The organism is Shewanella maritima (assembly GCF_043643735.1).
In the GTDB taxonomy this organism is placed as follows: Bacteria; Pseudomonadota; Gammaproteobacteria; order Enterobacterales; family Shewanellaceae; genus Shewanella; species Shewanella maritima_A.
On the sequence record NZ_JBHZSM010000021.1, the window covers coordinates 26841 to 40525 of the forward strand.

At 41.2% G+C, this 13685-nt stretch carries 12 protein-coding genes; 8 read left to right on the forward strand and 4 right to left on the reverse strand.

Annotation, left to right across the window (positions count from 1 at the left end):
* The first annotated feature begins 218 nt into the window (after nucleotides 1-218).
* From ACHUGF_RS17000 to ACHUGF_RS17025, 6 genes are all read left to right on the forward strand, one after another.
* Entirely contained in the window at nucleotides 219-2213 is a 1995-nt protein-coding gene (locus ACHUGF_RS17000; RefSeq protein WP_394132999.1) for a methyl-accepting chemotaxis protein, read from the forward strand.
* 41 nt (nucleotides 2214-2254) lie between these two features.
* Nucleotides 2255-3091: a class I SAM-dependent methyltransferase gene (locus ACHUGF_RS17005; protein ID WP_394133001.1), complete on the forward strand. Its 837-nt coding sequence runs from the start codon at nucleotides 2255-2257 to the stop codon at nucleotides 3089-3091.
* 255 nt (nucleotides 3092-3346) lie between these two features.
* Complete coding sequence (locus ACHUGF_RS17010) at nucleotides 3347-4219, forward strand: virulence protein (protein ID WP_394133002.1); 873 nt, start codon at nucleotides 3347-3349, stop codon at nucleotides 4217-4219.
* Nucleotides 4220-4282: 63 nt separating this feature from the next.
* Nucleotides 4283-5143: an alpha/beta fold hydrolase gene (locus tag ACHUGF_RS17015; RefSeq protein WP_394133003.1), complete on the forward strand. Its 861-nt coding sequence runs from the start codon at nucleotides 4283-4285 to the stop codon at nucleotides 5141-5143.
* Entirely contained in the window at nucleotides 5136-6470 is a 1335-nt protein-coding gene (locus ACHUGF_RS17020; protein WP_394133005.1) for a DUF4056 domain-containing protein, read from the forward strand. Before ACHUGF_RS17015 ends, ACHUGF_RS17020 begins: the two co-directional genes overlap by 8 nt.
* 9 nt (nucleotides 6471-6479) lie before the next feature.
* Nucleotides 6480-7661 (forward strand): BamA/TamA family outer membrane protein, encoded by a 1182-nt coding sequence (locus ACHUGF_RS17025; protein ID WP_394133007.1) that lies wholly within the window; start codon nucleotides 6480-6482, stop codon nucleotides 7659-7661.
* 47 nt (nucleotides 7662-7708) lie between these two features.
* On the opposite strand, the gene ACHUGF_RS17030 is transcribed toward ACHUGF_RS17025, so the two are convergent.
* Both ACHUGF_RS17030 and ACHUGF_RS17035 read right to left on the reverse strand, forming a co-directional pair.
* Entirely contained in the window at nucleotides 7709-8272 is a 564-nt protein-coding gene (locus ACHUGF_RS17030; protein WP_394133008.1) for a DUF1415 domain-containing protein, read from the reverse strand.
* Nucleotides 8273-8283: 11 nt separating this feature from the next.
* Complete coding sequence (locus ACHUGF_RS17035) at nucleotides 8284-8880, reverse strand: LysE family translocator (RefSeq protein WP_394133010.1); 597 nt, start codon at nucleotides 8878-8880, stop codon at nucleotides 8284-8286.
* 193 nt (nucleotides 8881-9073) lie between these two features.
* Here ACHUGF_RS17035 and ACHUGF_RS17040 point away from each other — a divergent pair, with 193 nt between their 5' ends.
* Nucleotides 9074-9643 carry a DUF4136 domain-containing protein gene (locus tag ACHUGF_RS17040; protein WP_394133011.1) on the forward strand — a complete coding sequence of 190 codons (570 nt, stop codon included), beginning with the start codon at nucleotides 9074-9076 and terminating at the stop codon, nucleotides 9641-9643.
* A 128-nt stretch (nucleotides 9644-9771) separates the two neighbouring features.
* Here ACHUGF_RS17040 and ACHUGF_RS17045 read toward each other — a convergent pair whose 3' ends face one another.
* Nucleotides 9772-10590 carry a DUF2797 domain-containing protein gene (locus tag ACHUGF_RS17045; RefSeq protein ID WP_394133013.1) on the reverse strand — a complete coding sequence of 273 codons (819 nt, stop codon included), beginning with the start codon at nucleotides 10588-10590 and terminating at the stop codon, nucleotides 9772-9774.
* Nucleotides 10591-10689: 99 nt separating this feature from the next.
* Nucleotides 10690-11187, reverse strand: a complete 498-nt coding sequence (locus ACHUGF_RS17050; protein WP_394133015.1) for a glycine cleavage system transcriptional repressor — start codon at nucleotides 11185-11187, stop codon at nucleotides 10690-10692.
* A 192-nt stretch (nucleotides 11188-11379) separates the two neighbouring features.
* Here ACHUGF_RS17050 and ACHUGF_RS17055 point away from each other — a divergent pair, with 192 nt between their 5' ends.
* Nucleotides 11380-13635, forward strand: coding sequence for an ABC transporter permease subunit (locus tag ACHUGF_RS17055; protein WP_394133017.1), 2256 nt, complete (start codon nucleotides 11380-11382; stop codon nucleotides 13633-13635).
* The last annotated feature ends 50 nt before the right edge of the window (nucleotides 13636-13685 follow it).

Here is a 13685-nt window from a genome sequence, read left to right on the forward strand (position 1 = left end):
TATATTGAATAAAAATTAACTCATTAACTGGTTGAAATGTTGTCAATTTTTTCATTAAAGTTCAGAATGGTTCTGCCGATATCTATAATACTTATTAAGGCTTTGTGAGTTATTACAAATTTTCATCAAATAAATACGCCAATAAGTTTTTCTACATTGAATATGGTCTATGATTATATTCAATGGATTGAAGTATTTACTCAAGAAAGAGGTCAACAATGTTCAAGCAATGGATTGGCAAAATATCAATTACCCAAAAACTCGCCCTGTTAATTCTTCCTCCTCTTCTAGCTTTTATCGTTTATGGCAGCCTTTATGTTAATAATCGTGTTGAAAGCAAACAACAATATCAAACTGTACTGCAGTTAAGTGAACTTGCCGTCACTAACAGCGCTTTAGTGCACGAGCTTCAACGTGAGCGTGGTATGAGTGCTGGCTTCATTGGCTCAGGTGGACAATCTTTTACAGATACTTTACCTAAGCAACGACAGCAAACCGATTTACAGTTAGCAAACTACCAAAAGTTTGTCTCTGAACATGAGCTGCCCCAAGAATTTGCTTCGCGATTAGATCAAACCGCTCAGGCCATTTCACAAATCAGACAAATCAGACAGCAAGTAACAGGGCTAACAATTTCAGTGGGCGACAGTGTTAAGTTTTATACTCAACTTAATAAGAATTTACTTTCTTTGGTCGATGATGCTGCAAGAGAAAGTCAAAGTAGCGATATTTCTTTGATGATCAAAGCCTTTAGTGCGTTTATCCAATCTAAAGAGCGTGCTGGCATTGAGCGAGCTGTTCTATCGAGTACTTTTGGCCAGCCAGGTTTTAAGCCAGGTATGTTTCAGCGTTTCATTACGTTAGTGTCAGAGCAAAATACCTATGGTGAACGCTTTGAATCTAGCGCTAGTATGGATTTTATTAACCAGTACCAGCAATTACTAAATCGCCAAGCAACACAAGCAGTACTCGCCAAACGTAAGATTGCACTAAGTCAGGATGCAACTGCTATTGCTAACCAAAGCGCTGAAGAATGGTTCAGAATTTCATCTGCACGAATTAATGAGTTGTCTGAGTTTGAAAAACGCTTAAGCCAAGACTTGATTAATACCACTAAACAAGCCTTGTCGGATGCAAATTTAGTGCTGAACTCATCACTACTATTGTTAGTCTTACTGTCCATTTTTGTTGTGTTGCTGAGCATCACACTGTCTCGTTATTTACATGGCAATTTGATGTATATAAAGGAAAAGGTTCTTTACGCAGGCCAGAATGCTGATATGTCTATAAGATTAACCCAACAATCTTCAGATGAGTTTGGTGAAATTTCAAGCGCGTTTAATCATATGATGGATGATTTTGAATCGATTATTGCTCAGGTTAAATCTACTTCATCTGAGCTTATTCAGGTAGTTGAACAAGTTAATTCCCACACTCGTACTATGAAGTCTGATGTTGAATCTGGTCATATGGAAGTCGATCAAGTTGCTTCAGCAATGACGCAGATGTCTGCTACGGTCACTGAAATTGCTGATAATGCAGTACAGGCATCGGAAGCAACAACAATGGCAAATGAAGAAGCGCAATCTGGCAATTCAGATGTCAGTAAAACCAGCGATGCAATCAAAGTATTGGAAACTGAGATTTCACAATCAGCTAAATCAATACTACAGCTTGATAAAGATATACAAGGCATTGTGACTATTTTGGATGTCATTAGTGCTATTGCTGAACAAACAAACTTATTGGCATTAAATGCCGCAATTGAAGCTGCACGAGCTGGCGAACAAGGCCGTGGTTTTGCGGTTGTTGCTGATGAGGTGCGAACTTTGGCACAGCGTGCACAGTCATCAACAGATGACATCAAAAACATGACCGAGAAATTAAAATCAGGTGCAACCATCGCGGTAAATGCGATGGAGCGAGGGCAAAGTCAGGCACAAATGAGTGTTGATGAAGCATCGCATGCAGGTCAAGAGCTTAAATTGATTGTTGAACATATTGGTACTGTTGATGCGATGAACCAACAGATTGCAGCAGCAACTCATGAACAAACTGCTGTAGCCGAAGAAGTCAGTAAAAACGCATTGAAAATAAGTGACTTATACAGACATACTCATGAACTAGCTGAGGAGATTAGCCAGCTTAATCAGTCATTATTGACGGGGGCCGAATCATTGAATCAACAGGTCAGTAAATTTAAGACGTCATGATGTTTACAAGAGTTGTATTCACTGAATGTTAAGGCTTGAACATGTCTGATAAACAAGATAAAACCAATGAGAATAGCGCAACTGCGTTAAATGCTCAGGACTACTTGGCCATAAATCAACAAGGGTGGGACAGCCGAGTTTCGACCCATGTTGAATCACGTTTTTATGATGTTGTAGGCTTTAAAGCGGGTAACTCTAGTCTTAATGGTATAGAGCTTGAACTATTAGGTGATGTGACAGCGAAACGTATGTTGCATTTACAGTGTCACTTTGGCCTAGATAGCCTTTCTTGGGCTCGGTTAGGGGCAAAGGTCACAGGTGTTGATATTTCACCAGCCGCGATAGCGCAAGCAGAATCACTTAATATTGAATGCCAATTAGATGCAGATTTTATCTGCAGCGATGTTTATCAGAGCGTCAGCTTTGCCAAAGCCGAGTATGATATTGCCTTTACTTCATATGGCGCGCTTTGTTGGCTGCCTAGTATGGAACAATGGGCTCAAACCGTTGCCGCACACCTTAAACCCGGTGGCATAGTTTATTTGGTTGAGTTTCATCCATTGCATGATGTGTTTGATGGTTACCCTTATTTTCATCAACAACAGCCTGATATCGATGTTGAAGGCACTTACACTGAAAATTGTGATGGAAGCGAGGTCACCTTGATGACTTGGGCTCACCCTGTCAGTGACGTGATAAATGCATTAATTAATGCCGGATTGGAAATCATGGCATTTAATGAATATGACTATAGTCCGTATCCTTGTTTTGAAGGTTTAGTCGCCAAAAACCACTCAAATGGCCAAGAAGTGTATCAATATTTCCATCAGCAACAGGCTGTGCCGCTGACTTACAGCATTAAGGCCCGCAAAAAGTGAATATCGCTTTATTAAAAGATATTCATCTATGTTAATCATTGGTTTGTTGTTTGTTTTTAGCAATTGATTGTATTGCAAACTTTGACTTGTTATGCCCCTATTTTAACTCTTATTAAGATTAAATTAAGTTTTGACTCATAGAATCCGCCCTCGCTTATAACAGACTGTGACAATTGTTACAGCTGGCGATATCAAGCTGGCCGTGTAGAGTTAAGTACTGCTAGTGAATTCATTAAGGTTGTTGAGGGGCACCACATGATGAAATTCTTTTCAATTGCAGCTGTGACTGTAATGATGTTTACCACCACGGCTTTTGCTGCTGAAAATTCTGAGAGCAACATCGACATTGAAGTACCGCAACGTTATGAGCGTATGTTTCCCATTTGGGCACAAGATGCCATTGATTTAGGTCATGAATTACCGAAGCCTTTTGGGTTTAATTTTACCCATATGGCGATGGACCAACCATTAGTTATCGACTCAATATCATTAAACGGTTTAGGCCCAGTCTTAGATGATTTAATTCAAATCGAAGGCAATGATGCCGTTCAAGATTCTGAAACCGTCACATTCAGAGCTGACATGTGGTTATTGCCTTTTATGAATGTGTATGGCGTTTTAGGTTATACCGAAGGTAATAGTAAAGCTTGGGTCGACTTAACCATTGGTGATAGTCAAACTATTGCAGTGCCTTTTGACTTAGAATTTGAAGGGCTTACCTATGGCGGCGGTGTCACTTTAGTGGGGGGCATTGGCAATTGGTTTGCCATGGTTGATACTAATTATACTTTGACAGACTTAGATATTTTAGATGGTGAGATCAGCTCACTAGTTATTTCACCTCGAACTGGTATTCGCACCCAAATTTTCGGTAATGAAGCACAAATGTGGGTGGGGGCTATGTACCAACGTGTGCAACAAACGTTTGGTGGATATTTAGGTGATATCATTCCAGCTTTAGGGAATCTAAGACCTGAAGCGCGATTTGAAGTAGAGCAGCACTTAGAAGATCAATGGAATGGCTTAATCGGTGGTCAAGTCGCACTGGGTAATGGGTTTGATTTACTTGTCGAGGGCGGTTTTGGCACCCGCAAAAGCCTGATGATTGCACTTGGCTATAGGTTCTAATTTATGCGCTTAATTGTTGTCTGCATATTGAGTATATTTCTGTCGGGCTGCTCAGTAGTAAAAATGGTTGAAGATGGGCAGCGTAAGCAGCTTATTAATCAAGGGTTTAAGACTGACATATTAGCCTTAGAGCATGGTGGTGAGTTAAGCTACATCCACAGTGACGATAAGTCTAAACCTGCACTTATTCTACTTCATGGTATAGGTGGCACGGCGCTCAATACTTGGTTTGATGTGATTGAGCTACTTCAAGATGACTTTTATATCATCGCACCTGATTTAGTATGGTTTGGCCAATCATATAGTGCTAAACCAGCAACGCTTCAAGCGCAAACTCAGGCTATTTCTGAACTGATACAACACCTTGAGTTACCTCAGACATTTATTGCAGGTTTGTCCTATGGTGGATTTGTGACATTTGATTTAATGATCAATGAACCGCATATTGCTAAAGCGGTGATGCTTGCAAGTCCTGGGGTATTTATTACAGATGACGATTTATCACAATTAACCCTGCAATTTGGCCAAACAGACATTGCAGATGTTTTTGTGCCTCAAGACCGTCAAGATACACGATTACTGCTCGAACATTCTTTTGCCAATTACCCTTGGTATCCTTGGTTTATTGATGAGCAAATACATCAATTATACTTTGCACCAAATGCTGATGAAAAACGTAATCTAATTGACTCCTTACCTGAGTATCGTGATGAATTGTTGAGCCTTAATATTACTGATGACTTACCGCCATCCATGTTGATTTGGGGAGAGAGTGACAACATATTTACTTTGGCTCAAGGACGTGATTTTGCACAATACTTAGACAGTGAAATATTGGTGATTGCTAAGGGTTCACATACCTTATCCAATGACTTCCCTGAACAGGTGAGTGAGGCTATAAGGAAGTATTTTTTAGATGAATAATGCTGCTGTCGCTAAATTTGCCATCATAATCATAATGGGGCTGTTTTTCGCTGCTTGTTCTAATAATGACTGGCGTGTACAAGCAACGCCAACTGAAGCAGCCGTTGCCACAGCATTAGATGATGTGCCAGATCCTGCTGTGCTTACTCAAGTCGATTTACCACATCAGCCTTTGATGAGTTTACCCAAAAAAGTACGCCCTTGTTGTGCGTTTGGTTATAACCAAAAAGTGAATATGGCAAACTTGCCCGTGCCATTTGTGCGTATTGCTAATACAGTAGCATTGCAAGATATTGGCGCACATGCATACGAGGCTGGCACCTTCAGTTTTCAACGTCCTGCGCCAGATGCAAGTCGTCGTACGGAAGCTAATGGACTCATATACACCCTACGTGGGGGCTTTATTGATTTAGCTCACGTAAGAGACACGGCAGATAATACCGTTGCGCTGTTTTATCATATTCACCCTAGGCTTGGCCAAGCACAAACCATTAAGTTGCCGTATGAAATTGGCGAGCGATATATCGAATTATCGGCATTTGATGTCAGTGGTTTGACTGCTGAGCAAAAGTGGCAGTTAGCTGCCAATATGGGCGCAAGGTTGGCTTATTTCATGGCTGAAGCCCATGAACTAGCACAATGGCATGGTTATCGAACATATGCGCCTTGGAGTGAAGACGTGTCTGCATACTCTCCCGAGGATATTTATTCAAATATGTTGGGGGCTAAAATAGCCCTAGCCGTTATCGTCAATAATCAAGCCATGACTCGCCAGCAATTTAACTTTCATATGACCTCATGGTTAGAATCTTCTTTGACTTGGCTACAGCCTGTGTCAAAATCGCACACCAATGCTTTGCTGGATGTTGTCGATGGCATGTGGTGGGATTCAAAAGCTCGTTTACCCAACAAGTTTTTTGTCTTGCTGCGTCATTATCAACTTGGTGATCAACAGCAGCCATACCTTGTACCAGAACAACTTGCTAGCCAAAGTGAGCAATGGTCACTGGTTGCAGATTTATACCAAAATGCTAAACCGCAACATGATCTGTCATTGGCCAGTTCACTGTTTGGTATTGATTTTGACGAAGTTGCAAAGCAATGGCTGTTTGTCGATGACAAATTTGCCAGCAGTTTTGAACATGTACCAGAGACATTATGGCAGCAAGGATTCACGCAGACTCAGTTTCGTATGATTAGTCAGTTTAATGCCAAGGAAGACCAACGCCAGTTACAAGAGTGGTTAACAAATCGTCCTTACCTGATTGGCCCTGAAGCATTTCAGCGCTTGCCTAAGCCATTACCTGCACATAAATTAAATCCATAGGGCGTTTATATGAAATGGCTTTTCCAGCTAAGCATTCTCGTGTTAGCTGTATTTACTTGTAAGACATCTGCAAATGAAACCCAGAGTCAATCACATGATGCTAATGCCGAGGATACGGCAGTAATACAGGTTGATAGTTGGTTTGAGGATTTTTTAGAAAAATTGGGTGCTGATGGTGAATTCGATCCAACTAAACCAATCGATTTTAGCTATTTACCTGGACCATTTTACAATCCTGAATATGAATTAGGTCTAGGTTTATCGGCGGTGGGCTTATATCAAGTTGGTGAGCCTGGTGAATCAAACCCAATGTCATCGTTAGTCATTAACGGTTTAGTATCAACGACTGGCGCCTTTGGTGTCAGTGTCACAAATAACACCCATTATGATAATGACAATCAAAGGTTTTATGCCAGATTAGAGCTGTTTAATATCCCAGAGGTGTATTATGGCGTGGGTTATGAGCTAAACCGAGATGACGACAATAAAGTTGACTATGATAGCCGTCAGTTTCGTATTACTCCTATGTGGCAAAAGCGTATTTTGCCTAACAGCTTTGCCGGAATAGGGCTTGATTATAGCTATGTTGATACTCGAAATATTGATATAAACGAGTCAGACATTGATGTAGAAGATTTGTCAGAATCTAGTCGTAATATGGGGATCAATGCCATGATTAATTACGACACTCGTGACAGTACCCTTAGAGCGGAGAACGGCGTTTTAGCTCAAATTGATCTTGGCGTGTATCGCAAATCATTCGGCAGTAAAACCAATTTTGAAGTACTTGATATGTTATATAGTCAGTACATGCCAATCATGCAAGATGACGTGCTAGCTTGGCAAGTACGTGGCCGTTTTACTCACGGCGATGTACCTTGGGATAGACTCTCTCGCATTGGTGGAGATGATTTAATTCGTGGTTATACCTCTGGTCGGTACCGTGATGAACAAATGTTGTTAGCGCAAGTGGAATACAGACAAAACCTGACAGGGCGGCATGGTATGGTGTACTGGGCTGGTGCGGGGGTATTATCTGATGAAGTGAATGAATTACTGAACAGTGATATTTTGCCTACAGTGGGGTTAGGCTATCGCTTTGAAGTGAAACCCAAAGTAAATTTACGCCTAGATCTAGCATTTGGTGATGGTGAAACTGGCTTTTACTTTAACGTCAATGAAGCCTTTTAAAAGCCACATTTTGGCATGGTATCAATGATGAACCATGCCTAAGACAATTATTTTCTCGACGCGCACTGCTGTAATAGTTTGATAAAAAAATCACTGCCTTTGCGCTCTGCAAAGGCGATGTTGCGTTCAGGTATGGACTCTGGGTCATCATAATTAGCTAAAGCTTGTTCCATGCTTGCTTCACGAATGATGTGTATTGTTGGGTAAGGGGAGCGATTGGTGTAATTTGCAGCACTGTCTTGTGCTTCACCTTCAAAGCAATAGTCTGGATGAAAGCTAGCCAATTGATAAATGCCTTCATAACCCTGTTCAATTAACAAATCTGTGGCAATATCGACCAAATCTAAATAAGCATAAAACCCTTCAAAACCACGTGGCAGGATCACTAAGGTGGTTTCAATTTGCGGCTGTTCATCAAGCAGTAAACATTCATTGATTAACGATTTTAATACCATCTTCAATTGGGTGTGCTCAATGACGCTATAACGAATGGACTGTCTTTCTATTTCACGCCTAGCAAAGGGACAAATGTTGTATTTCATGATGACATTTTTAACCCAGTTCTGTGTAGCTAATAGACTAGGGTGCTGATCATTAACAGAATTTGACAACAGAAGACTCCTTATTGAGGTAATACCATAGGGATAATGGAAAGCACGAGTAATAACGCCATAGTGATATTAAATATGCGTTGCTGTTTATCATTTTTAAGTAGCTTTTTAAGGGCGACACCAAAGCCTAACCATACAATGCCGCAAGGCAATGCAATACAAAAAAAGATACAAGCAATCATGACAACTTGCATTGTTAATGGCTGCGTCATGGAGGTAAAGGTTGCAATGGCGCCAATCGCCATAATCCAACCTTTAGGGTTTACCCACTGGAAAGCCGCCGCCTGCCAAAAGCTAAAGGGTTTACTGGTTGTTTTTCCTTCCAGTTTGCTGTGGTTATTGGCAATCAGCCAGGCTAGATACAAAAGATAAACAATGCCAACGACTTTAATGAGTGTATGTATTGCGGGAAAGGCCTGAAACAGCGCACTTAACCCGAGTCCTACAGCAAGCACCATTGAGGGGAACCCAACACAAATGCCACTCAAATGCGGCAAGCTAGACTTTATGCCAAAATTGACCCCCGAACTCATTAACATAATGTTGTTTGGTCCAGGAGTGATCCCTGCTGAAAATGCAAATAGTGCGATAGCCGCAATCAGTTCCATTGTTGATTTATATGTCTTGAAAAACACTGGACAACATTCTACAAGCTTAGCGGGATGACAGCTATTTAATTTAATTCAGTGTTACAAATGTAAGTTAATTGGCTTATCTCCATTTGTTTTTCGGTTTCAGTCAGGTTAGGTTAGGGTAAGCGACGTTATACTGTCTTACATTACAAACTTAATAGGTTGTTTTATGACAAATATTTTGGCTAAAAGCCTAGCAGTGCTCGTTACTGTATTGACTATGGGATGTGCTCAAACAACTGAGACTGACACTGCACAATCGCGGTTAACCATGGTGATATCTGGTGATGCAGCCATATTAAGCAATGATAATGCACTGCTTGGCTGGCACCCGACAATGTTTACTATCCACACCGATAGCGAGCAAGAGGAAGCCGAAATACAGCGGCATATGCGTGCATCACTAACCAAAATAATGCAACAAAAGGGCTACCGTTTTGCTAACAGCAATGAATCTGCCAATGTGCTAATTGGCTTTGGTTTAGCCTTAGAATCACAAATGAGTGATGCGGAAATATTAGAGCGAGCAGGATTAGTTGCAGGGTTATCTACTCATGGCGTTGATGATAAATTTGAAAAAGGGTCTGTAATGGTCGCGCTGTTTAGTCCTATGCAGCAGCAACCTGTTTGGCGTGTACTTGCCCAAGGCTTTACTAACCCTAATGCGAAACTGACTGATAGAGAGCAACGCTTTGATGAATTAGCCTTAAAAATGCTACATAACATCCCAGTGAAATAACATTGTTTGTATTGTCGATATCGATTCGATAGTCAATGGTGCTATAGAACATAAAAAACCACCTTATGAAAGGTGGTTTTTTATTGATGGTCGTTAATCAGTGAGAAAGCAAAAGCGGTTCATGCTGCTTAGTAAGATACTTCTACTTCATAAGATCCAAATTTACGAATGTTGATGACGCCAGTATCAAAAATAAGGTACTGTCCTTTGATACCTTGCAACACACCTGTGACTTGAGCAACTTTATCAAAGTTATGTGACTTAACCTTGGTTGGGAATTCAGTAATAGGGTATTGAATTGCTTGTATATTGTTATCTAAGCGCTCTATTTTTAAATCACCATACTCGTCTGCAAGAGATTGAAGTTTATCCTCTATCAATGGGATAAGTTCTGCCGCTTTTTTGGTTAAATCAACATCATCATTGTGACCTTTTAACATTGCTTGCCAATGAGTTTTGTCATTAATGAATTTGGCTAATTCGATTTCAATTAAACCTGATAACTTACGGGTGGCGACTTTGAAAATGGGTAAGCCCTGCGTGGCTCCTTGATCAATCCAACGAGTGGGAATTTGAGTATGACGAGTAATGCCTACTTTAATGCCTGATGTATTGGAAAGGTATACATAGTGGGGCACAAAACAGTGTGACTCAGCCCAACCGGGTTCGCGACAGGTGCCCTGATCAAAATGGCAAGTTTCGGGTTTCATGATACACATGTCGCAGCTTGCCAGCTTTTGCATGCAGACGTAACAATGACCTTGGGAGTAGCTCTTTTTGGTTTTCTTACCACAACTACAACAATAAATGTTACCAGTGTGGCTGAGTGATAATGTTTGGCCGATTAGTGGATTAAGATCAACTAACTGTTCGCCAACGGGTAATTGATATTGTACTTGTTGTTGCTCATCAAGGCGGGTTTTTAATTTTGATAATGTGCCGATCATGCTAGTTCCATATCGATTTGAGGCAATGATAATGAGGGGCAGTGTACCGTGTTAAGCATCAAAAATGAATCAACACGGCTACCACTTATCTCGTTCATGCTAATCGAGTTTATCTATGACTACATCATCGCCAAGGGTAAACAATGCTTGCTCGATCTGCTCTTCATCAATGACGTCATCCATACCTAACACGACACTTGCCTTGAATAACGGAATACCAGAATGGCTAGCACTTTCAAACTGACTACTAAATTGTTCTATGTTAATGCCAATTTTATTAAGTTGATTAGATATTTGTAGCACGAGGCCAGGGCGGTCATTGGCGACAATTTGATAACGTAAACTGTGACTTGGAGATTCAGGTTTGGTGGACTTTGCATGGGTTAAATGTAGGTCCTCAATGCATTCTAAGGATTCGATAAGTTCGTCACATTTATGGGCAGGGACTTCAATTTGTAATATAGCTGCAAAAATCCCATCGAAGTGGCGCATTTCTGAGTCGAGCCAGTTACCATTATGACGGCTTATCACATTGGCAATGTGCTCAACTAATCCTTTTCTATCAGGAGCTTGCAGGGTAATCACGTAACGCATCATAGAATACTTCTCCTTTGTCATAAAATCACGCTTTGTAACACTACTGTCATCTTTACGTCATATAATCTCAACCACTAAAAAGAGTGCTAATCATGTAATTGACGAAAAAGTGTAATAATTACTTATTGTTAGCACAGTAAACTACACTTTCAAAGCGCTTATTTTGCAAATGAATAATTATAGAGGTTCTTAATGGAAAGTCAGGTAACACAGCCTGGTTCGGCGACAAATAGCTTACTAAAGGATGGCTATGCAGGTCGAAGAGCATTTAAGGATAAAGCAGCTGAAGTCGGAGTAACAGTGGGTGGCACTATGGTGTTTGTCGCCTTATTGTTGATCTTCTTTTACCTACTTTATGTTATCAAACCTATTTTTGACGGTGCTGATGTAGAAGTCGTCAATCAAATTGAATTAGTTGATAGTGAATCATCAGTACTGCAAGTGGGTAGTGATGAGCAAAATGAAGTGTTATTCAGAGTGTCGCAGCAGGGCGTTGTCGAGTTTTACTCCTCAATGTCTGGCCAGCTAATGTCTCGCCATGAGCCTAAGTTGCCACAAGGTGCAACAGTCACATCCAGTGCGATGTCTGAGCCGAGTGAACAACGGTTTGCACTCGGTTTAAGTAATGGTCAGGTACAAGTGTACGGCATTGAATTTGCGGTTAGTTACCCTGATAACCAACGCTTAATTACACCAAGAATGAAGACTTTAGTGGGCGATACACCATTTTCAGTTAATGAAAATGGTGGCGTACATAATCTGGTATTTGATTACAGCGATGACAAAATGAGTTTCGCTTATCAAGATGATGCAGGTGTTTGGCGTTTAAATCGTCTTGAAGGCGAAGAAAACATGATGACAGAAGAAGTTGAGTGGACCTCGATTGAAACTGTGATACCTAAAGTGCCAAATCATGCAAAACACGTATTGATTACGCCTGATCATCGCCAATTAATTTTCTCTGCTCGCAATAACTTATTCGTATTCGATGTTCGTTACGCTGATGAAGTAGAACTGCTTCAAGTTGTTGATGTAACGGAACCTAATGCCAAAGTAACCGCAATTGATTTACTTGCTGGGGCAAGCTCAATTTTAGTGAGTTATGACAATGGTTATATCAGTCAGTATTTTCAGGTAAATGGTGAAAGAGGCCGTGTTTATCAGAAGATTAGGGACTTTGAACGCATTACGCCTTCGAGTGTGTTGTCGACAGAATTTTACCGTAAAAGCTTTGCTGTGATGAGCGAAGAAGGTGAACTAACCCTGTTGTACACCACCAGTCAGCGCAAGTTACTTGCTGAAAAGTTTGACATGGCTAACCCACTATCGATGGGCTTTAGTCCTCGCTCTAATGCACTAGTAGTGGAAGCTGGCAATAAGTTGCACTTATTACGAGTAGACAACAGTCACCCTGAAGTATCGTGGAGTGCACTGTGGCAGAAAGTCTGGTACGAAGGTTACCCTGAGCCGCAGTTTGTATGGCAATCAACTTCAGGTTCAGATGACTTTGAAGCAAAATTGAGTCTGATGCCATTAGCATTCGGTACCATGAAAGCCGCATTCTATGCCATGTTATTTGCTGTACCTCTAGCGATTTCTGGTGCGATTTATACCGCTTACTTCATGACACCTAAAGTGCGTAACATTGTTAAGCCAACGATTGAAATTATGGAGGCATTGCCGACGGTAATTTTAGGTTTCTTAGCGGGACTTTGGTTAGCACCATTGGTGGAAGACCACCTACCAGGCATCTTTATGCTATTGCTCATGTTGCCTATTGGTATTTTGACGACGGCGTTTGCATGGCACTTGATGCCAGGTTCATGGAAACAACGCTTACCTGAGACTTACCAAGAATTGATGCTTATCCCTGTGATTTTATTTGTAGGCTGGTTAGCATTTGAGTTAAGCCCCATTGTTGAAGTGGCCTTCTTTGGTGGTAACACCCGCCAATTTATTACAAACGACCTAGGCATTACCTTTGACCAACGTAACGCGCTGGTTGTCGGTATCGCGATGGGGTTTGCGGTCATTCCAACTATCTTCTCGATTGCTGAAGATGCGATTTTCTCTGTACCGCGTCACTTATCTAACGGCAGTTTGGCACTCGGTGCAACAAACTGGCAAACCTTGACTCGCGTGGTGTTATTGACCGCAAGTCCGGGAATTTTCTCAGCCGTTATGATGGGGCTTGGTCGTGCAGTTGGTGAAACCATGATTGTATTAATGGCGACAGGTAACACGGCAATCCTAGAGTGGAGCGTGTTCGAAGGTATGCGTACCTTAGCCGCTAACATTGCGGTTGAAATGCCTGAGTCAGCCATTGGTAGTTCGCACTACCGAGTATTGTTCTTGGCCGCCTTCGTACTGTTTATATTTACCTTCTTTTTCAACACCATTGCCGAAGTTGTCCGTCAACGTTTGCGCGATCGTTATAGCTCACTTTAAGGAAGAATGATGACTTTACTTTTTAACATTTCGCCTTTGGTATTGAGAGG